This window comes from Solibacillus sp. FSL H8-0523 (assembly GCF_038051985.1).
Taxonomy (GTDB): Bacteria; Bacillota; Bacilli; order Bacillales_A; family Planococcaceae; genus Solibacillus.
Genome location: NZ_CP150291.1, coordinates 964,817 through 985,978, shown reverse-complemented (window position 1 = coordinate 985,978; position 21,162 = coordinate 964,817). Strand labels below are relative to the sequence as shown.

Below are 21,162 nucleotides of genomic sequence, written 5' to 3'. Positions count from 1 at the left end.
AAAAAACTCGCACTACGAATAGTACGAGTTTTAAGCTAATTATTTTGACTCTAATAACACACGACGGTTGATATAGAAATAATCCCATCCAGACCATAACGTAAAGAATAATGCCACATATAGCATAATGACATCAAACGGAATACCGATTAATGTAAAAATCGTATTGTGTAAAATTAATGCTGAAATTGCCACAATTTGTGCCCATGTTTTAATTTTACCTAATTGATTCGCTGCAACGACTTCACCTTGACCAGCTAAAATTAAACGTAAGCCGGTTACTGCAAACTCACGAGAAATAATGACAATGACAATCCATGCCGGTGCTAGACCGATTTCTACTAACAAAATAAAAGCTGCTGATACAAGTAACTTATCTGCAAGTGGGTCTAAAAACTTCCCTAAATTCGTTACTAAATTGTATTTACGTGCGTAAAAGCCGTCCACCCAATCTGTAGCAGAAGCGATAATAAAAATAAGTGCCCCAACAAAATAGTTCACTTGCATTTCGGCGCCAAATAGCGTCATATTTCCCCAACCAAAATCAAACATCATTACAATGACAAACACCGGGATCAGTAAAATTCGTGACACTGTAATCTTATTTGGAATATTCATTTCTAAACACCTTTCATTTGAAAGAAAAGAGCCATCTGTATTAGATGACTACTCTCCTTGTTGTTCTTCTTTAACTAATTTTAAAATAATGTTTTGTGTTGTACGATCTTGTGTGTATGGTACTTCTACATCATTTACATATACTTTAGCCACTTTTGAATTTCCTAAACGGATTCGTGCGTAACCATTTTCAGTAGAATCGTGCTCTACAATATCACCAGCGTTGTAAGACTTCGCTTCTACTTGCTCTTGGCGCTGTTCATTACGAATACCTACCCATGTTAAACCAGACAATTCTACACGTACATTTAGTGTTTCTGTACCTGTTACTTCATAAGTTGTATTTTCGCCTTCTGCAACACCTGGGCTAATGACTTGAACAACTTCTGGCTCTGTTGGTACAGGCTCTACTGGTTCTTCGTCTTCCTCCGCATCATCTTCTTCTGTTACGACAGGCTTCGGTTGTGTTGAATTTGGATTTTGCTCATACTCAATCGGTTTGTTATTTTCTTCTACGACATCTGGTACACTTTTTGCTTTTTGCATATAGAGTGTCGTAATCACGATTAAAATAACAATCGCAAATAATGCAACGATTAACTTTGGCATAGCCTCCATCATTTTGCTATTCGATGCAGCCGTCATTTTACGGCGACTTGGGCTCTTTGTAAATGATTGTGCTACCTCTTCTTTTTGTACCATTGGAATATCACTACGATAATCCGTTATAATTTGTTCCGCATCTAATCCTACCGCTTCTGCATACTGTTTAATAAATGCACGCACGTAAAAAGAACCTGGCATAATCGAATAGTTTCCTTCTTCAATTCCGATTAAATAGCGTTTTTGAATTTTTGTAATCTCTTGTAAATCTTCTAAGCTGTATCCCTTCGCTAATCTCGCTTCTTTTAAGCGAGCTCCTAGTTCTGTCAAAAAAAACACCTACTTTTAATATATTCATATATTTACTTTAACAAATATCGTCGTTAAAATTATCAATTTCACTAAAAATTAAATCCTCCGAAGCCACCAAAATCATTCGTATTTGAAAACATATCGTTTTTTTGAATGATCTCATATGTAATTTCTTCATCGGGATGGTTACGCAACTCAATAATATAATCAAAATCCTCTAATTTATAGGATGAATGCTGTACAAAAAGATCTGGATGTTCGATTACTTTAATCGTTGGCATCCCCATAATTTCGCGTACTAATTGCTGATGACGCTCATCATTGGAACGGCGTGTTACCGCACCATCTAAAATAAAAATATTGTTTCCACTAAATTCATCACCCATTAGCGAGCTACGAACAGTTTGTTTAATCATTGTAGATGAAATAAATAGCCAGCGTTTATTTGCACATACACTTGCCGCTACAATGGATTCGGTTTTTCCTACACGGGGCATTCCACGTATTCCTATTAATTTATGACCTTCTTTCTTAAATAATTCAGCCATAAAATCAACTAATATCCCGAGTTCGTCTCGGACAAAGCGAAATGTATTTTTCTCATCCGCATCACGTGGAATATAATGGCCATGGCGAACTGCTAAACGATCACGTAGCTTCGGCTCGCGAAATCTGGTTACGTTAATGTTTTCCATTGTCGAAACAATTGAAATAAAACGCTGAATCGTCTCTTCATTGTCGGTCGATAATAGCATACCACGATGTTCTTCATCGACACCATTGATTGAAACGATATTGACACGCAACATCCCTAGTAACGATGCAATATCTCCTAATAAGCCTGGTCGATTCACTTGAATTTCATATTCGAAATACCATTCGCCCATTTTTTATCTGTCCCCTCGTAATAGAAACGTAATTATTTCTTATAAGTTCCATCATAGCGGATTTTATACCTATTGAAAAGTTCGAATCCATTGTTTTTGTTAGATTTCTTGAAATTTTTCATGAAAAGTGAGTACTTGATAAAATATAGTACAAAACCGTATGTGGGAAATGAGGAATTTTTAATAAATAACATGTGAATTTTTACTCTTTTCCATTTTGCTACGCTACGGGGAATTCCCTTGCCTTAAAAATAATACACTTCAAATTAAATCATATGACACCACGTTCTTCATTATGCACTCAAAAAAGATGCCGCTCACAAATTATGTGAGTGACATCTCGCTTTTTCATGCGATTAATGTGTTGGTTTTTGTTGGACTAATTTCATTACACAGCTCGCAATTGCCTGCTTTTCATCCTTTTCGGCGACAGACCACAAGTCAGATAAGACGCGCTCCTGCTCGTTTTGTGGATCGACGTTTTTCGCCAAGTATTCCCCAATTTGAACCGCCGCTTGCTCAATCATCTTTTTCGGCATGCCACTATCTTTTGCATCCGATACTTGCTTGCCTAAAAAGCTTGTCCATTGCTCCCAGTTTTGCAAAATTCCCATACGTTTCCCCTCCTCTCGCACACTTAGTATGTACGAGAAACGAAAATTATATGTACCAACCACCGTTCACTCGAATAATTTGACCTGTCACATAATCCGCTTTACCACTCACATAAAAGGTAGCCATATTTGCAATATCACGCGCTTCACCGAAAGCTTGTAGCGGAATTTGGCTTGCCAGCTCCTCACGCTCTTCTGCATTTAGCTTACTGTTCATTGCCGTATCAATAATGCCTGGTGCAATCGCATTGACGCGAATGCCGTTATACGCGACTTCCTGTGCATAGGCTTTTACAAAGCTATGCTGTGCGCCTTTGACAGCCGAATACGCCACTTCACCAGCCGCGCCAACATCTCCCCAAATAGACCCAATAACAAGCACATAACTCACTGAATGCGCACGGAGCTTGCTCGCTAAGAGTGCTGTCGTGCGCATCGGGTTTTGTACATGTACAAGCCACAGCTTCGTCATATCTGCGCCTGTCGTATCTTCAAGCAGTCCATAATAAGCATGTCCATTTGCAAAGACAATCGCCTGCAGTGAGAAGATTTGTGACGCAAGCTGCTCGGCACCTGTATCTGTACTAAAGTCTGCTTGTACAGGGATAAATTCTTGCTCGGGGAAATTCCCTGCTAACTGCGTATACAACGCTTGTACCTTTTCCGCACTCGCATTGTAATGCAGATACAGGGACCAGCCATCTTGCGCAAGGCTACGGGAAATGGCTTCACCAATTGCACCGGACGCCCCACAAATTAATGCAAACTTCTTCATTATGCGTTGCGCTCACTAATCGGTAAAACTTTGAACACCGTTTGTTGTTCTTTACCTTGTACCGTTTTAAACGCTTGTGCGATATCTTCTACTGTTAACGTTTCTAATACGGGCACAACATCAAATAAGTTCATGTCGTTAAATTTATAGCGTGTAAATTGGTTCGCGATAAACTCGATTGAATTCAGTGCACGTAAGAAGAAACCGATTTTTTTTCGTTTAATACGCTCAACATCTTCTGTTGTGAATAAGTTCTCTTGCTCTGCTTGTGCTAATTTTTCTTTAATAACTTCTACTAGCTTGTCTGGCTGCTCTGTATCTGAGCCAATTAATGCAAAGCCGTAGCCTTTTTCTAATGAAAAATCATAGCCGTAAGACTCATCGATTAGGTCATTCTCATATATATCTGTGTAGAACGCTGAAGCGCGACCAAATAAACATTCTAACGCAATTTGTGCTGACAGTTCATGCTTTAACATTGCCTCGCCACTTAAATCGGTCTCTTTTGCCTTTAAGCCAACATAAACTTTTGGCTTTTGCACATCCATATGCAGCACGCGTTCTTTTTCTGCCACGGTTGATGGCTCTTCATCGAATAAGCGTTCAATCGGTGTTGCTTCTGGGAATGTTTTTTCGTTTTGGTTGTTTTCGATAAATGCCATCATTTCGGTTGGATCCACTGCACCAATGACGAATAACAGCATGTTCGATGGATGGTAAAACGTGTTGTAGCATGTGTATAAATGCTCAGCAGTAATGCCATCAATCGTTTCAATTGTACCCGCAATATCAATTTTCACTGGGTGATTGTGATACATATTTTCAATCGCACCAAAATATAAACGCCAATCGGGTTGGTCATCATACATCGTAATTTCTTGACCGATGATGCCCTTTTCTTTGTTTACTGTTTCTTCCGTGAAATAAGGCTCCTGCACGAAGTTTAATAACGTTTCAGTGCTTTTATAAAGGTGATCCGTTGCTGAGAATAAATACGCTGTACGTGTAAATGACGTAAAGGCATTTGCCTGTGCACCTACTTCACTAAACTTTTGGAACACGTCGCCATCTTCTTTTTCAAACATTTTATGCTCTAAAAAGTGTGCGATCCCGTCTGGAACGGTAATTGGCTCTTGTTCACCAATTGGTACAAACGTACGATCGATTGAACCATACTTTGTTGTGAACGTCACAAACGTTTTTGAAAATCCTTTTTTCGGCAAGATGTAGACATCTAACCCGTTGTTTAATTTTTTGTAATATAATGTTTCGTCTAGTTGTTTAAATTCAATCGTTTGCAAAGTCTAGTCCTCCTTACCGCATAAGAAATACGTTGCTTGTAGCTCAATTTTTTGCGCTACTTTTTGTACGTCTTCTTTTGTAATAGCATTCCAACGCGTAACCCACATATCTAATGTAAATTGCTCGTCTAATGTTTTATATTGGTCAAAAATTTCGATTTGGCCGCGTGATGAGTCTAACGCTTCTTTCATTTGATTAATAAGCATTGCTTTTGTTTGCGCTAGCTCTAATTCCGAAATCTCACCATTTTGCATGACTTGCAGTTGCTGTGTAATTAACTCGCGTGCTTTTTCTTCATTTGCTGGCTCAATCCCTGACACAACAAACAGTAGACCATAGTGTGAAGAATACGAACTTGACGCATAATAAGCTAAGCTTTCTTTTTCACGCACATTCATGAACAATTTCGAATGCGCATAGCCACCGAAAATCCCGTTGAAAATTTGCATGCTCGCAAAGTCTTCATCGCCAAAGCGTACCGGTGTTGAATAACCGATATGCAGCTTGCCTTGTTTCATTTCTAGTGTTTCTTTTGTATACGCTTCAACTTGTCCATCAAAGTCCGCTACTTTTGGTAGACGCACGTTTTCGCGGTCTGTAAATGGTAATGCTTTTTTAATTTGTGTTGTCATTTGCTCAATATCTACATCACCGACAACGTAAATATCGATGACGTCATTTTTTAGCATGTCTTCGTATGTTTTTGTTAAAGATGCTGGTGTAATGGCTTTTACATCGTCAATCGTACCATTCGCTGACATCGAAGCTGGTGAATTCGGGCGTAAAATTTCTGTTAAACGCTTTTGTGCATAGCGTGATTTATCGTCAAATACCGACTCAATACGTTGAACAACCATGCTTTTTTCGCGTTCTACAATCGCTTCTTTAAACTGACCATTTTCAAAGTTCGGCTTAAAAATTGCCTCATGCATCACATCGATTACTTCATTTAAAACGTTGCCGTGTGATAAGTATTGATCGTTTACCGTTTCAACGTTGAATAAAAGCGTATGCTCCGCGCCACGCTTTGTCGTATCGAAGTATAACACCGTGCCAAATAGATCATCTAAATAGCTACGGAAGCTCGCTGATGTTGGGAATTTTTCGTTACTATGTTGTAACACATTCGATAGTACCGTGCGCTCTGATGCTGTTTTTTCAGATAACGGGGCTCTCCACTTAATTGAAAAATTGACCGTTTTAAATTGAGCTGTTTGTCGTATATGAAGCGAAACACCCTTCGCTATTTCAGTCGTTAAAAACAAAAAAACTCCTCCTGACTACCTAATAAAATCATTCTTCTTCTACTATACATGTGTTGGAATACTTTGTGCAAAATTATTAGCTAAAAGTTGTCGAAATCCGCAATAAACATTTTCTTTTTAGTATGACGTCTCCGAGGAAAGATTATGCTTTTTTCATATAAAGTTTCGATTTTTATTACGTTCATCAGGATTAATGAACGGTTTTTTGATTTTTTGAGTGAAAATTCAGTTATTACGAGCGGAAACTCAGTTATTACGAGCGGAAGTTCAACGTTTATGAGCGTTTTCACGAGTTTTACGAGCGTTTTTCATGAGCTTACGAGCGAATACCCAAATTAAGGAAGAACACCTCCCCGTGCTAAGCTCTCTAAACTTCACTGGCTCCCATAAAAAAATGCCCGATGGAAGATGAATCCTCCACCGAGCAAATCGTTTTATTTTATCGTTTCCCTTTAATATAAGGTACGCCTGATGCTTTTGGTGCTACTGCTTTACCAATGAAGCCTGCTAATGCAAGGATCGTTAACACATACGGTAATACTTGTAAAATAACAGATGGAATGTTTTGGATAACAGGAAGATTGCTACCACCGATACTTAATGTTTGCGCTAAACCGAAGAATAACGCCGCACCTAATGTACCAAGTGGATGCCATTTACCGAAGATCATGGCTGCGATGGCGATGAACCCTTGTCCGGCAATTGTCGAAGCAGAGAAGTCACCTGAAACGGTCATGGCTAATGACGCACCACCAACTGCTGCTAATGCACCTGAAATCATAACACCGATATAACGCATTTTTGTTACGTTTACACCCATTGTGTCCGCTGCCATTGGGTGTTCCCCAACTGCACGAATACGTAGACCGAATGGCGTTTTGTACATAATATACCATGCACCGATTGCGACGATAAATGCAATAATTGTCGTTGCATATAGGTCATGGAATAATAATTTACCGAAGAACGGAATATCTGATAAATACGGCACTTCAAAACGACGAATTGGCGCTTGAATCATGTCCGTTTGCCCTTTATCATAAATTAATTTCACTAAGAATACCGTAATGGCAGCCGCTAACATGTTGACCGCTACCCCTGTTACGGTTTGGTCAGCGCGGAATGTAACCGCTGCTACTGCGATAATTAATGAGAAGATGGCACCTGCAACAAGCGCTGCAAGTAAGGCAACCCAAATAACATTGCGACCAAATTGATCATAAAACTCTAAGTTTACATAAATCCCTGTAAACGCACCAACAATCATTAAACCTTCAACACCAAGGCCGATTACCCCAGCACGCTCAGAAAATAACGCGCCCGTACCCGTGAAAATAAGTGGTGTTGCGTAAAGTAGAGCAGAAGGGACGATAAAGTATAACACTTCTAAAAAGCTCATGTTACTTGCCCTCCTTTTTCTTACCGAATTTCTCTAAACCGACACGTAAAATATAGCCTGATGCTACGAATAAAATAATTACGGCAATAATAATTGATACGATTTCCTCTGGGATACCAGCGGCGTTTGGCATATTCAGTGCCCCGTATTTTAATGAGCCGAATAATGATGCCCCGAAGAATACACCGATTGGGTTATTGGCACCAAGTAAGGCTACGGCGATCCCGTCAAACCCGATTCCTGAAGCAGCTGCTTTGATTGAAGCATTTTGGTATGTACCTAGCGCTTCCATCGCACCTGCAAGACCTGCGAAAACACCCGAAATCGTCATTGCTAAAATAATGTTTTTATTCACGTTCATACCAGCGTATTCAGCAGCGTTTTTGTTGAAACCTACTGATTTTAACTCGTAACCACGTGTTGTTTTTTCTAAGATGAACCACATCACCACAACCATTAAAATTGCAACGATAATCCCTAAGTGCATACTTGAGTTATCTGTGAACTCACGTAACCATTGATTACGTAATGTTGCTGATTCAACAACTGTTGGCGTTTTGAAACCACCATCTGATAATGATTTAATCGCTGCATTCGTAATATACAGCGCTGTATAGTTTAACATGATCGAAGCGATTACTTCGTGTACGTGAAGTTTCGCTTTTAAGAAACCTACGATAAATGCCCAGAAAGCACCTGCTGCTGCCGCTGCTAGTAATGCAAGTGGTAAGTGAATTACACGAGGTAAGCCTTCAATCGCATAACCTACGTATGCTGCTGCTAGCCAACCCATTAATAGCTGACCTTCTACCCCGATGTTGAATAGCCCAGTACGGAACGCGAATGCTACCGCAAGACCTGATAAAATATATGGTGTAATTTGGCGAATTGTATTACCAATTGAATAAATATCCCCAAAAATACCGTTCCATAACGCGATGTACCCGTCAATGGCATTGTAGCCACTGACAACCATCACGATGCCGCCTACTAGTAAACCTAAAATAACGGAAATGACAGGAACGAGAATATTGATTGCACGATTAGACATTAGTCGTTCCCCTCCTTCACTTTACGCTTTTCGCCGGCCATCAATAAGCCAAGCTCTTGTTCAGTTGTTTCTTTCGGATAGACTGTATCTACAATTGTTCCATCGTAAATTACAGCGATTTTATCTGATACATTCATGACTTCATCTAATTCGAATGAAATTAATAGTACCGCTTTTCCTTTGTCGCGTTGCTCAATAAGGCGTGAGTGAATAAACTCAATCGCACCCACGTCAAGGCCACGCGTAGGAAGTGCCGCAATTAAAAGATCCGGATCACGGTCAACTTCACGACCGATAATCGCTTTTTGTTGGTTACCACCTGAAAGCGCACGTGCCGGTGTCATTTCACCATGACCTGTACGAACGTCAAACTCTTCGATGACTTGGCGTGCTTTTTCATTAATCTTTTTATAATCCATTACAAAGCCTTTTGAAATCGGCTCTTTGTAATAGGTTTGTAGCACAATGTTATGTCCAATTGGGAAATCGAGTACAAGTCCGTGTTTATGACGGTCTTGTGGAATATGCCCAATGCCTGTTTCCGTAATTTCACGCGGCTTTAACCCCGTAATATCTTTACCGTTTAACATTACTTTACCGCTCTTCACTTTACGAAGACCTGTAATCGCTTCGATTAATTCTGATTGACCGTTGCCATCAATACCAGCAATACCAACGATTTCACCACGGCGAACCGATAAGTTTAAGCCTTTTACTTTTTCGATGTTACGGTAATCTGTCACAACTAAGTTTTCAACTGAAAGTACTTCCTCTGTCGGGTGTGCTTCTGTTTTTTCTGTTTTGAACTCGACTTGGCGTCCAACCATTAATTCAGCAAGCTGATTTGGGTTTGTTTCAGCTGTAACAACTGTACCAATCCCTTCCCCTTTACGAATAATCGTAACACGGTCAGATACTTCCATAATTTCTTTTAATTTGTGTGTAATAATGATGATTGATTTACCTTCTTTAATAAGAAGCTTTAAAATCGCGATTAATTCGATAATTTCTTGCGGTGTTAGTGACGCTGTTGGTTCGTCGAAAATTAAAATCTCTGCACCACGGTACAATGTTTTTAAAATTTCTACACGTTGTTGCATACCGACTGAAATGTCTTCAATTTTCGCGTAGGGATCTACATCTAAATTGTACTTCTTCGATAAATCTGCAATCTTCTTTGCTGCATCTTTAATGTTGATTGAACCAAATTTTGTTGGCTCGCTCCCTAAAATAATGTTTTCTGTCACCGTGAAGTTTTCCACTAACATAAAGTGTTGGTGAACCATCCCGATTCCTAAATCATTTGCCTTGTTTGGGTCTGTAATTTTTTCTACTTTCCCACGCACTTTTATTTCACCAGCTTCTGGTTGATAAAGACCGAAAAGCACATTCATTAAAGTCGACTTACCTGCACCGTTTTCACCAAGTAGTGCATGAATTTCGCCTTTTTTTAATTGGAGGGTGATGTTGTTATTTGCTACGAAGTTTCCGAATTCTTTTCGGATTCCTAGCATTTCAATCACATGTTCCACAGTATTCACTCCTTTAGGCTATTTAAATAAAAAATTAGTATTAGGTTAAAATAAACACATGAAAGATTTTTTTGAAAAATCTTTCATCTATCAATTTTATAGTATTCGACAAAGGTTGAAAATTCCCTTTTATTATTATATTAAAAAAATAGAACGCTTACATTTTTATCGATATCGAATAAAAATAGATTTCCAAGCTTATCGGCAATTATTATTTCAATTTTAAGAATACTTCATTAAACTATAAAATCATCATAGGCAAGAAGACGCCTATGATGATTCCCTTTAGGAATAACTAAATTATTCTTTAGGTTTTTCTTCAGAAACTTTAATTTCGCCTGAAGCAATTTTTTCTTTGTATACTTCTACATCATCTAAGATTTCTTGAGGAATTGCGCCACGAGAATCTGCTAAACCAACACCGTTTTCAGCTAAACCGTAAACGATTGTTTCGCCACCAGGGAATTCCCCAGCTTTAGCTTTATTTGCAACGTCTATTACTGCGTTGTTAACACCTTTTAACATAGAAGTTAATGTGATGTTTGTTGAACCATCCACTTGACCTTCAGCGTATTGGTCAGCATCTACACCGATTACCCATACGTTGGCATTAGGGTCTTTTGCTTTACGCTCTTTTGCTTCAGAGAATACACCGTTACCTGTACCACCAGCAGCGTGGAAAATAATATCTACGCCTGCAGAGTACATAGAGTTTGCAGCGATTTTACCTTTAGAAGCGTCATCGAATGCACCTGTGTAGTTCACTTTAATATCGATATTAGGGTTTACTGCTTTTGCACCCTCAACGAAACCAGCGTGGAAACGGTTGATAACTGGGATATCAACGCCACCTACGAAACCAATTTTACCTGATTGAGACATTTCAGCAGCAACAACACCTGCTAAGAATGCGCCCTCTTGCTCTTTGAAAAGAATGTTTACTAAGTTATCTGCTGTTACGTCAGCTGAGTCAATTAATGCTAATTGTGCATCTGGGTTTTCGTTTGCAACTTCGCCCATTGCGTCAGCCATCATGAAACCAACACCAAATACTAAATCGAAATCACGACGTAATAAGTTATTTAAGTTTGTGTTGTAGTCTGCATCTGATTGTGATTGTAAGTAATCAAAACCGCCGTCACCTTTTGATAAACCATTGTCAGCGCCAAATTTTTGAACGCCTTCCCAAGCTGATTGGTTGAATGATTTGTCATCAACGCCACCTACGTCTGTTACCATGGCAATTGCAAAGTTATCGCCTTCGCTACCTGCGTTTGTGTCCGTGTCTTTTTTTGTGTCCTCGTCGCTACCACACGCAGCTAAGATTGCACCAGTTGCTACTACAGAAGAAATTAATAAACCAAATTTACGCTTTTTCATTGAATGAGTCCCCCTCAAAGGTAATTGATTGATGATATTAGCAGGAATACATAAAAAATTGTTCTACACCCGTTTACGTACTACATGGAAACTGAATTTATCAGCTCTGAAGTAGTTTTTCGAGTAAAGTACTACACGATCATTTTCATCATAGTGTAGCTGTTTCAAAACTAGTAAAGCGGTTTCTGGACCACATTTCAAAATTGGTGAAACTTCGTCATGGAAACCTACTGGATCAATATACGTGATGGCATACGCCACTCGAATATTCCCTGTTTGCTCTAAAGCCGAAAAAATTGAAACATTTTGATTGCTTAAAAATTCTTTTGGCAAAAGACTCGCTGGTACTCTGTCTACACAGTAGACGACCGGCTCATTATCCGCCGTTCTTACACGTTCAATCGTGATAACATTGTCATCAATGTCAGTTTGGAATCGTTCCATATCATCTTCTGTTGCCTTTTCTTCCTTGGCACTAATAAAAATTGTGCCCGGATTCATACCGGCATTTTCAATCATAGAAGAAACACTTGATAATTGCTCAATACCTGATGTAAACAACGGTTTTGGATTAACAAATGTACCTACACCATGACGACGTACAATGACGTTTTCCTCTTCCAATAGTCGAAGTGCTTCACGAAGCGTTGCACGACTTACACCAAGTGTTTTCGAAAGCTCGAACTCAGACGGTAGTTTTTCATTTTCATGATAAACCCCTTTATCAATATCTGATTTCAAACGATCAATCACTTGTAAGTATAAATGACGATGATCAGCTTTAATTGACACTTTATATCACCACCATAACATAGAGATCAGACATCTGATGTACAACATTCCTACTAATTCGTAAATAATATAACACTTTGAACGTAAAAAGAAAACATATTTCTAGAAATGTGTCATGTTAAAAGAAATATTGAGCAAATTTATTAAATAATGTACAGAAATATTTATATTCCGAAAATTTTAATCATTTGAAATCGCTACTTAATTGTAACGATTCCCTAATACTTGTCTCGGCTTACTTCCTTCTGGTGGTCCTACGACGCCTCGAGCTTCCATTTGATCGACGATTCTAGCTGCCCGTGAGTAGCCAATTCGGAAGCGACGTTGCAGTAATGATACCGAAGCCGTTTGCATTTCTAGAACCATTTGTACCGCTTCTTCGTAAAGGTCATCCGTGTCATCGAGCTCATTTGCTACGGGTTCATCTGTCGGAATCATCGCCTCCTCGTACTGCGCTTTTTGTTGTTCGACGACGCTATCGATGATCTTTTCCACTTCTTGATCACTTACAAACGCACCTTGGACACGAACAGGTTTCGATGCGCCGGCTGGTAAATACAGCATATCCCCGCGCCCCAGTAAGCGTTCAGCACCACCCATATCCAAGATTGTACGCGAATCCACCGCAGACGATACCGCAAAGGCAATACGTGACGGAATATTCGCTTTAATGATACCTGTAATAACATCAACAGATGGACGCTGTGTGGCAATGATTAAATGTATCCCTGCAGCACGCGCCATTTGTGCTAAACGTGTAATGGCATCTTCCACTTCATGTGAGGCTACCATCATTAAATCTGCTAACTCATCGACAATAACAACGATAAAAGGAAGCTTCGGTTGCTCTTCGTTATTTTCCATATTGTAACGCATAATATAATCATTATACCCTTCAATATTACGTGTCCCCGACGTTGAAAAGAGGTCATAACGACGTTCCATTTCCGCGACCACCTTTTGCAGGGCTTGAGCAGCTTTTCTCGGATCCGTGACTACAGGCGCTAATAAATGGGGAATTCCGTTATAAACACTTAATTCTACCATTTTTGGGTCAATCATCATCATGCGCACTTCACTTGGCGTGGCACGCATTAAGAGTGACACAATGATGCCATTAATACATACGCTTTTACCACTCCCGGTTGAACCGGCGACTAATAAATGCGGCATTTTGTTTAATTCTGCAGAGATGGCTTGTCCTGTTACATCACGGCCTAAGCTGACAAACAACTTAGAATCGAGCTTTACCTGTTCATTCACTTCAATTACCTCACGTAAGGTTACAATCGCAATTTCACTGTTCGGTACTTCAATGCCTACTGCAGATTTCCCTGGAATCGGTGCTTCGATCCGAATATCTTTCGCCGCAAGTGCTAACGCCAAATCATCCTGCAAGCCAACGATTTTACTAACTTTCACACCGGTGTCTGGCATGACTTCATATTTTGTAACAGCAGGCCCTAAATGTGCCTGTGTCACCTTTGCTTTTACCCCAAAGCTCGCAAATGTTTGCTCTAACTTTTTCGCATTTGCTTGGATAATCGAATACTCACCGCTTTGGTCATGCTGTGGTGGTGCCTGTAATAATTGAATGGAAGGTAATGTATACGCTTGTTGTGATGTTGTTGGCTCTTGTACGAGCTGTATAACCTCCTCCATTTCTTCTTCTAACTCTGGCTCCGGTTCTGGCTCAATCTGGCGCCTTATTTGCTCTGAGAAATTTGAAATAATCGGTGGCTCTTGATGTGCTGCTGTTATGACAAGCTCTTCTGTCTCTTCATTCGCTTCTTCATGTTCGATTTCCTGCTGTTGCCGTTGGGGACGTGCTCTATTATTACGATTTGCAGGTCTAGCACGTTTTGCTCGGCGCTTCGGAAATTTTCCCTTCATAGACGGAGCTTTTTCCACTAACACCGGTACAAGTGCTTTACCCGTAATTAAAATGGCCCCAATCGCAAATAACACAAACGCTGCAATTTTGGCACCACCTGAATCAAACAATACATGTAAGATGCTAAACAATAGTCCACCAATCATTCCGCCGCCTAATGCATTACTACGATTGGTAATCCCTTCTGTACTAATTAAAATACGCCATGTTTCTTTTAACACGGAGTCAGACAATAAACCATTCGTATTATGGAGTTGTTCAAACAGCATACTATGGCTAAAAATGGTTAAACTCATCCCGATAAATAACACACCGTACACAACGCGTGATTTAAAAGCTACTCCTCGACGCTTTACCATCAGCATTCCCGAAATGACAAAGCATAATAACGGCACGATAAAATGCAAATTGCCGAAGAAAAACATCGCAAGCGAATGCATCCATTTCCCCACGAGTCCGAATTCGAAAAATTCGATGACAGCAAATGCAATGAGCACGAGTCCGATAATTTCATATGCGAGCGGATGCAGCTCTTTATTTTTGGCCTTTAAGGTTGGCCTTGATTTTTGTTTTGCTTTTGATTTCCCTTTTGCCGCTTTAGAATTACGTTCCAACGGTCCCTCACCTACTTCTTCTTGCTTTTTTGATTCTACTATTAGACGTCAAACATTCAATTTAGGCTTCAATTCATTTACTTTTAAATAAAATCCGTTCTACTGCCTACGGGGCGCTTTCCTGGGAGCGTGGCTTTAGCGCTGTCTTGCCGTAGCCCACCAATAGCTAAAGTGTACTTTAATTTAAAAAGTTCCGTTAGCACCCTTTATTTATAGTAACAAAAAGGGCTTTCTCACACTTGCTGTAAGAAAACCCTTTTCAATTACGCGCTTAGTATTCCATGATAATTGGAATAATCATTGGGCGACGTTTTGTTTTTTGGAATAAGTATTGATTTAGTGTATCACGAATTTCTTGCTTAATGTTTGTCCATTCAAACGTTTCTTTACCTACGTATTTTTCGATGACTTCACGAGCAATCTTTGAAGCCTCTTCCATTAGATGCTCTGACTCACGCACATAAACGAAGCCACGAGATAAAATTTCTGGACCTGATGCAATTTTCTTTTGAGCACGGTTTAATGTTACAACTACGATGAAAATACCATCCTGTGATAATAGTTTACGATCACGTAATACGATATTTCCAACATCGCCAATACCGATACCATCAATTAAGACGTTACCTGCTTGTACGCGACCAGTCATGCGCATTTTACCGCTTTTATGCTCAATAATATCGCCTTTATCTGCGATGAAAATTTGCGATTTTTGTAAGCCGACTTCTTGTGCTAATTTAGAGTGTGCAATTAACATGCGGTACTCCCCTTGAATTGGCACGAAATACTTTGGCTTCATTAAGTTTAACATTAATTTTAAATCTTCCGCGCTACCATGACCGGACACGTGAACTTTTTTGTTCGATGTTAACACCTGTGCCCCTGCTTTAGCTAGCTGGTTTAGCGTGTTATACATTTGCACTTCCATCGATGGTGATGGTGTAAATGTGATTAACACAGTATCTGTATTTTTAATTTTGACATCACGGTGGTGTTTGCGCACGATTTTATCAAGCGCATCAAGTGGTTCACCTTTATTACCCGTTGCCATAATAATAATTTGTTCATCATGATATTTGCTAATTTCGTTGACTGGAATAATTGTTTCTTCGTCTACCGCTAAGTAGCCTAAGTTCACACCGATATCAACGATTTTTTCTAACGACTTGCCGACAACCGCTACTTTACGGTGAGAGGCAGCTGCTTGTGTAAATACTTGTTGAATACGAATAAAGTTTGATGCATAAAGGGCTACAATGATACGACCTGGTGCTGAGTGGAATGTTTTTTGTAATTCTTCTGCTACTACTGCTTCACTCGTTGTATAGCCTGGACGATCTGCTTCAACAGATTCAGATAAAAGCATGAATACGCCTTCTTCACCTAGCATCGCCATTTTTGCTAAATCCGGCTTGAATTTACCTTTAGCAGATTGGTCGAATTTAAATTCACCTGTGTGCACAATAGCACCTTCCGACGTATGGAACACGATTCCTAGTGAATCTGGAATACTGTGTGTTGTATGGAAGAATGTCACATGCGTTGAATTGAAGTTCATACGGCTATTGCTCGTTACTTCAAAGAATTTCACCTGATACGGTGCTGGTAATTCTTTTAAATGCTCTTTTGCTAATGCGATTGTTAATTTTGAACCGTAGACTGGTGCTTTGATTTTCTTTAATACATACGCGATCGAACCAATTGCGTCTTCATGTCCGTGCGTTAAGAAAATCCCTTTGACACGCTCTTTGTTTTCTTCTAAATACGTAATATCTGGTATTACGATATCAATTCCAAGCATTTCGTCTTCTGGGAACATTAACCCACTGTCTACTACGAAAAGCTCTTCGTCGATTTCAATTACATACATTGATTTTCCGATTTCGCCAACGCCGCCTAGCGGGATGACACGGATTAATTCGTTTTTTGTCTTTGTCACTTTATTTCCTCCTAAAAATGTTCCGAACAGCAACCACTTAAATCTCATTATACGGGGAGAATGGCGTTAGTACAAATAAAAAAGTGATATTTCTCTTTTAACCAGCATTTTGGAATGAACAAAAGTGCTAAAGCGCCCGTTAAGCCCCGAGAGACATTGGAGAGCCCGACGCAAAAGTAAACGTTCCACCACTTTTGCAGGAGGGTTTGAAATATTCGAGGGGCTGACGCTTCAACCTAAACGTAGAGACAACTTTATGCAAAGTCACCCACAATGCGTTAATCTATAATTTCCTTAACAAATAAAAAACCACCAACTCCATTTCGAAGTGGTGGTTGTATTGATCAATTTCGTATTTTTGTTTTTACAAAAACCAATTAATTATTTTGCAATGTGCGGAATTTTTCGGCCTTTGCTAGGTACGTATTCCAAATTTGATCGAATGCATCCTTTTCTTCTGGTAGCATTTCCATCATTGGCATACGCACATCTAATGTATCAAAGCCGAGTTTTGTCATCGCATATTTAACTGGTGAAGGATTTGGCTGTGCAAACAATGCACGCACAAGTGGTAATAGCGCACGGTGAATTTGTGCAGCCTCTTGATGACGCCCTTCTTCAAATGCACGAATCATTTGCTGCATATCCTTACCAACAATATGTGACGCGACAGAAATAATACCGCGACCACCAATCGCAAGTAAAGGTAATGTTAAGCCGTCATCACCCGAATACACGTGGAAATCTGGCTCTACATTTTCGATAATGTCACCCATTTGATCTAAGTTGCCGCTTGCTTCTTTAATGCACGTAATATTTTCAACATCACGGCTTAACGCAATCGTCGTTTCTGCTAAAATGTTCGCGCCTGTACGACCCGGTACATTATAGAGCATGACAGGGAGTTTTGTAACTTTGGCAATCGTTTCAAAGTGGGCATACATCCCACGCTGATTTGGCTTATTGTAATACGGTGTTACGAGCATAATACCGTCTGCACCGTTTTCCTCTGCCTTATGTGTCATCGCGATTGAGTACGCGGTTTCGTTATCCCCTGTACCCGCGATTACTGGAATACGACCTGCTACTTTTTCAACCGTAAAACGTACAACTTCAATTTTTTCCTCTGTTGACATCGTCGGGTTTTCTGAAGTGGTCCCACACGCAATAATGCAATCTGTCCCATTATCGATTAAATGATTAATAATACGCTCTAATTCAGGATAATTAATGGTGCCATCTTGTTTAAATGGCGTAATCATCGCTGTGCCAATACGTCCGAAATCCATGCGTAAATCCCCCTCTTATAGTAAGTTATCCTCTAGCATTGCTTCTGCGATTTGAATAGAGTTCAGTGCTGCACCTTTTAATAAGTTGTCAGACACAATCCATAAGTGGAAGCCTTTTTTATTATCTAAATCTTGGCGAATACGGCCAACGAATGTTGCATCGTCATTTTCAGCAAAAATTGGCATTGGGTAAAGCTGCTCACGTATATCATCTTGTAACACAATGCCTGGTGCATCTTTTAATACGTCAAAAATTTCTTGAACCGTTGCCTCTTGATCAAGCTCAATATAGACCGATTCTGAGTGACCTGAAACAACCGGTACACGTACACATGTTGCCGCCACACTCATGTCAGGTGCTTCCATGATTTTTTTCGTTTCGTTAATCATTTTCATTTCTTCATATGTAAAGCCGTTGTCTGTAAATTTATCGATTTGTGGAATTACATTACGTGCGATTGGATAATGCTTTACGTCTGATTTCACTGGTAGCACGTTTGCTTCGACGTTTTTACCCGCTTCCCACTGTGCGCTTTGTGTACGTAATTCATCAATCGCTGCAATGCCAGAACCCGAAACTGCTTGATACGTTGAAACGACGATTTTATTTAGACCAAATTTTTCACGAATCGGCTGTAATGCGACCATCATTTGAATTGTCGAGCAGTTCGGGTTTGCAATGATCCCCTTAGGAATTGTTTTTAATACATGACGATTGACTTCTGGGACAACAAGCGGTACTTCTGGGTCCATACGGAAGTGACTTGTATTATCAATAACAATTGCCCCGCGCTTCGCTGCTTCTGGCGCTAAGATTTCTGATACAGATCCACCTGCTGAGAATAGTGCAATATCTACCCCTTCAAAACTTTCTGGCGTTGCTTCTTCGATTTTGTACGTTGTGCCATTGAACTCAATCGGGTTGCCTGCTGAACGTGCTGAGGCTAAAAACTTAATTGATTCAATTGGGAAGTTACGTTCAATTAATTTCTCCATCATTTTTGATCCTACTGCTCCTGTTGCTCCAACTACAGCAACATTCAATTTCTTCGACATGTTTTCATCTCTCCTAAATCTCATCAGTATGTATATAATGTTGGATATTGTAACATAATTTTTTTGAATTGTGTAAGATTTTTTGATTATTTAAAATATTGTATAAATATAGGCTGAGGCTGTTTTTTATGAGCGAGCACAAACACGACAGTTTCGAGCATTTTCGTGAAATCCGAAATACAGGACGTCGGTTTTTTTATCGGATCATCTTGACCAAATGGAATGAAGAAAATGTTTTTTGCATTCATGAGTTTCATCAAATTCATACCATTTAATCCAAGTGCATCATTCGTTGAAATACCAAGTACAACAGGTGAGCCATTACGTAAAGTCGCTTTAGCCGCCATTAATACGGGACTATCGGTTGCTGCGTTGGCAAATTTACTGAGTGAATTCCCTGTTAACGGGGCAATGACCATACAATCAAGTGGATTTTTCGGTCCAAATGGCTCTGCTTCGGAAATGGAGCTCACGACTTTTTCGCCAGCAAGCGCCTCTATTTTTTCAATCCATTCTTCCCCTGTACCAAAGCGGGTTGCAGCATGTAAAACAGATGGTGTAATGATGGGTACTACGACTGCACCCGCATTTCGTAAATCGGTAATTTTCGGTACCACATCTTCATACGTACAATGCGACGCGGTAATCCCTAAGCCGATTCGTTTTCCCTCAAGCATGAATGTGCTCCTTTCTTAAACGTAGGATGGTTTCAGCTAATACACCGGCTGCTGCTTGCGGAAAAAATTTCCCAGGCAATGCCGGGAGTAGTTCGTATTGCGAAAGCTTTAAATTATCTAAGCAACCGGGTGCCGATGCAATATCATAAATCGCACAGGTAACGAGTGGCTGATATTCTTTTGTGAGCCACTTCGTAGGAATGGTGTTAATGATAAAATCGACTTTTGGTAGCTGTGTATTTAATACGACCCCTTCATAGCCATAGGTAATGGCTTCTGCTTGCTGGGCAGGTGAACGAACAGCAATGACCACCTGTGCATGCAACCTCGATAAAAACAAGGCCAGCATTTTCCCAACGCGACCAAAGCCTGCTATGAGGATCTTCTTCTGTTGAACACTTACCTTTTCTCTATAAAGATGCGCTAAAAATCCTTCAGCCGTAAGCGCGGCATTTTTCCAGATAAACGTTTCATCTTGTAAATAAAAGTTTACATGCTTTTTACTTAGTGCCTCGGTCCAAGCATCATTTAATTTTCCTGCAAAGATTTGTGCCTGCGCGGTACCTGCAAGTTCCTCAACTTTCAGTGTAAGGGGCTGAATTGGCAAGACAACATGCGTCGGGTAAAATTCTAACGCGGTTTTATTTAATTCAGCATCCCATGTATCACTATTTTTATAATAGACCGTGCGTAGATCGCTCGAGAGTTGTTTTGCTAAAAACTTCATCCGCTCATCTGTTCCGATAATCAGCCAGCGCTCCGTCATCCGTCCATCTGCTTTAATGTTGATGTTGTTTTGTGAAACAATATGCGGTCTTCACCGATTAGTTGGATTTCCTCCCACGGAATGTACTTGACCATTCCCGACTTCTTTTTTTGAAATGGCATTTTCACCATTTGTGGGGGCATTTCAAAGCCGATAATTTTCCCAGTCTTTGCATCAAATATACATTCGGTTTCGGCTAAAAAACCGTAGCGTACCCCGTTTTCCATTTCGATTAATTCCTTTTCAGCTAGCTCTGACAACAGCATCCTTCTCCTCCTTTATGTGAGCTCCCCATACTATATGCGTCTTGGGCCACTTAAGTGAAAGTTGAATTGTTCGAATTTTCAATAGACATATTTCGCCAAACTGTATACACTGTATATATACAGTTTTAACG

The 21,162-nt window shown here is 39.9% G+C and carries 19 protein-coding genes; all 19 read right to left on the bottom strand.

Annotation, left to right across the window (positions count from 1 at the left end; translation table 11 throughout):
- Window positions 1-39 precede the first annotated feature (39 nt).
- The 19 genes from pgsA to NSQ62_RS04530 all read right to left on the bottom strand — a co-directional run bounded on the left by pgsA (window position 40) and on the right by NSQ62_RS04530 (window position 21,031).
- Entirely contained in the window at window positions 40-618 is a 579-nt protein-coding gene (gene pgsA / locus NSQ62_RS04620; RefSeq protein WP_341322756.1) for a CDP-diacylglycerol--glycerol-3-phosphate 3-phosphatidyltransferase, read from the bottom strand.
- Between the two features lie 48 nt (window positions 619-666).
- Entirely contained in the window at window positions 667-1,560 is an 894-nt protein-coding gene (locus NSQ62_RS04615) for a helix-turn-helix domain-containing protein (protein WP_341322755.1), read from the bottom strand.
- A gap of 62 nt (window positions 1,561-1,622) precedes the next feature.
- Window positions 1,623-2,420, bottom strand: coding sequence for a DUF3388 domain-containing protein (locus NSQ62_RS04610; protein WP_341322754.1), 798 nt, complete (start codon window positions 2,418-2,420; stop codon window positions 1,623-1,625).
- A 356-nt stretch (window positions 2,421-2,776) separates the two neighbouring features.
- The gene (locus NSQ62_RS04605) at window positions 2,777-3,034 is read right to left on the bottom strand and encodes a DUF3243 domain-containing protein (RefSeq protein WP_341322753.1); all 258 of its coding nucleotides are present in this window, start codon (window positions 3,032-3,034) and stop codon (window positions 2,777-2,779) included.
- Window positions 3,035-3,080: 46 nt separating this feature from the next.
- Window positions 3,081-3,809 carry an SDR family oxidoreductase gene (locus NSQ62_RS04600; protein ID WP_341322752.1) on the bottom strand — a complete coding sequence of 243 codons (729 nt, stop codon included), beginning with the start codon at window positions 3,807-3,809 and terminating at the stop codon, window positions 3,081-3,083.
- Window positions 3,809-5,110, bottom strand: coding sequence for a pitrilysin family protein (locus NSQ62_RS04595; RefSeq protein ID WP_341322751.1), 1,302 nt, complete (start codon window positions 5,108-5,110; stop codon window positions 3,809-3,811). Before NSQ62_RS04595 ends, NSQ62_RS04600 begins: the two co-directional genes overlap by 1 nt.
- A gap of 3 nt (window positions 5,111-5,113) precedes the next feature.
- Entirely contained in the window at window positions 5,114-6,376 is a 1,263-nt protein-coding gene (locus tag NSQ62_RS04590; protein ID WP_341322750.1) for a pitrilysin family protein, read from the bottom strand.
- Window positions 6,377-6,815: 439 nt separating this feature from the next.
- Complete coding sequence (locus NSQ62_RS04585) at window positions 6,816-7,775, bottom strand: ABC transporter permease (RefSeq protein WP_341322749.1); 960 nt, start codon at window positions 7,773-7,775, stop codon at window positions 6,816-6,818.
- A 1-nt stretch (window position 7,776) separates the two neighbouring features.
- Complete coding sequence (locus NSQ62_RS04580) at window positions 7,777-8,826, bottom strand: ABC transporter permease (protein ID WP_341322748.1); 1,050 nt, start codon at window positions 8,824-8,826, stop codon at window positions 7,777-7,779.
- Window positions 8,826-10,358: an ABC transporter ATP-binding protein gene (locus tag NSQ62_RS04575; protein WP_341322747.1), complete on the bottom strand. Its 1,533-nt coding sequence runs from the start codon at window positions 10,356-10,358 to the stop codon at window positions 8,826-8,828. Before NSQ62_RS04575 ends, NSQ62_RS04580 begins: the two co-directional genes overlap by 1 nt.
- A gap of 300 nt (window positions 10,359-10,658) precedes the next feature.
- Window positions 10,659-11,738 (bottom strand): BMP family protein, encoded by a 1,080-nt coding sequence (locus NSQ62_RS04570; RefSeq protein ID WP_341322746.1) that lies wholly within the window; start codon window positions 11,736-11,738, stop codon window positions 10,659-10,661.
- Between the two features lie 63 nt (window positions 11,739-11,801).
- The gene (locus NSQ62_RS04565; protein ID WP_341322745.1) at window positions 11,802-12,530 is read right to left on the bottom strand and encodes a GntR family transcriptional regulator; all 729 of its coding nucleotides are present in this window, start codon (window positions 12,528-12,530) and stop codon (window positions 11,802-11,804) included.
- A gap of 201 nt (window positions 12,531-12,731) precedes the next feature.
- Window positions 12,732-15,038: a DNA translocase FtsK gene (locus NSQ62_RS04560; protein ID WP_341322744.1), complete on the bottom strand. Its 2,307-nt coding sequence runs from the start codon at window positions 15,036-15,038 to the stop codon at window positions 12,732-12,734.
- A 271-nt stretch (window positions 15,039-15,309) separates the two neighbouring features.
- On the bottom strand, window positions 15,310-16,977 hold the full coding sequence (locus NSQ62_RS04555; RefSeq protein ID WP_341322743.1) for a ribonuclease J: 1,668 nt from the start codon (window positions 16,975-16,977) through the stop codon (window positions 15,310-15,312).
- A 377-nt stretch (window positions 16,978-17,354) separates the two neighbouring features.
- Window positions 17,355-18,266, bottom strand: coding sequence for a 4-hydroxy-tetrahydrodipicolinate synthase (gene dapA, locus NSQ62_RS04550; RefSeq protein ID WP_341322742.1), 912 nt, complete (start codon window positions 18,264-18,266; stop codon window positions 17,355-17,357).
- A 15-nt stretch (window positions 18,267-18,281) separates the two neighbouring features.
- On the bottom strand, window positions 18,282-19,322 hold the full coding sequence (locus tag NSQ62_RS04545; RefSeq protein WP_341322741.1) for an aspartate-semialdehyde dehydrogenase: 1,041 nt from the start codon (window positions 19,320-19,322) through the stop codon (window positions 18,282-18,284).
- Between the two features lie 86 nt (window positions 19,323-19,408).
- Complete coding sequence (locus NSQ62_RS04540; RefSeq protein WP_341322740.1) at window positions 19,409-19,999, bottom strand: dipicolinate synthase subunit B; 591 nt, start codon at window positions 19,997-19,999, stop codon at window positions 19,409-19,411.
- Window positions 19,992-20,765, bottom strand: coding sequence for an NAD(P)-dependent oxidoreductase (locus tag NSQ62_RS04535; RefSeq protein WP_341322739.1), 774 nt, complete (start codon window positions 20,763-20,765; stop codon window positions 19,992-19,994). Before NSQ62_RS04535 ends, NSQ62_RS04540 begins: the two co-directional genes overlap by 8 nt.
- Window positions 20,762-21,031: a YlmC/YmxH family sporulation protein gene (locus NSQ62_RS04530; RefSeq protein WP_341322738.1), complete on the bottom strand. Its 270-nt coding sequence runs from the start codon at window positions 21,029-21,031 to the stop codon at window positions 20,762-20,764. Before NSQ62_RS04530 ends, NSQ62_RS04535 begins: the two co-directional genes overlap by 4 nt.
- Window positions 21,032-21,162: the final 131 nt, after the last annotated feature.

What these genes read in the sequence shown, in the direction of transcription:
- pgsA (WP_341322756.1), bottom strand. Translation starts at nt 618, where the DNA reads ATGAATATTCCAAATAAGATTACAGTGTCACGAATTTTACTGATCCCG.
- NSQ62_RS04610 (WP_341322754.1), bottom strand. Translation starts at nt 2,420, where the DNA reads ATGGGCGAATGGTATTTCGAATATGAAATTCAAGTGAATCGACCAGGC.
- NSQ62_RS04605 (WP_341322753.1), bottom strand. Translation starts at nt 3,034, where the DNA reads ATGGGAATTTTGCAAAACTGGGAGCAATGGACAAGCTTTTTAGGCAAG.
- NSQ62_RS04600 (WP_341322752.1), bottom strand. Translation starts at nt 3,809, where the DNA reads ATGAAGAAGTTTGCATTAATTTGTGGGGCGTCCGGTGCAATTGGTGAA.
- NSQ62_RS04585 (WP_341322749.1), bottom strand. Translation starts at nt 7,775, where the DNA reads ATGAGCTTTTTAGAAGTGTTATACTTTATCGTCCCTTCTGCTCTACTT.
- NSQ62_RS04580 (WP_341322748.1), bottom strand. Translation starts at nt 8,826, where the DNA reads ATGTCTAATCGTGCAATCAATATTCTCGTTCCTGTCATTTCCGTTATT.
- NSQ62_RS04570 (WP_341322746.1), bottom strand. Translation starts at nt 11,738, where the DNA reads ATGAAAAAGCGTAAATTTGGTTTATTAATTTCTTCTGTAGTAGCAACT.
- dapA (WP_341322742.1), bottom strand. Translation starts at nt 18,266, where the DNA reads ATGGATTTCGGACGTATTGGCACAGCGATGATTACGCCATTTAAACAA.
- NSQ62_RS04545 (WP_341322741.1), bottom strand. Translation starts at nt 19,322, where the DNA reads ATGTCGAAGAAATTGAATGTTGCTGTAGTTGGAGCAACAGGAGCAGTA.
- NSQ62_RS04540 (WP_341322740.1), bottom strand. Translation starts at nt 19,999, where the DNA reads ATGCTTGAGGGAAAACGAATCGGCTTAGGGATTACCGCGTCGCATTGT.
- NSQ62_RS04535 (WP_341322739.1), bottom strand. Translation starts at nt 20,765, where the DNA reads ATGACGGAGCGCTGGCTGATTATCGGAACAGATGAGCGGATGAAGTTT.
- NSQ62_RS04530 (WP_341322738.1), bottom strand. Translation starts at nt 21,031, where the DNA reads ATGCTGTTGTCAGAGCTAGCTGAAAAGGAATTAATCGAAATGGAAAAC.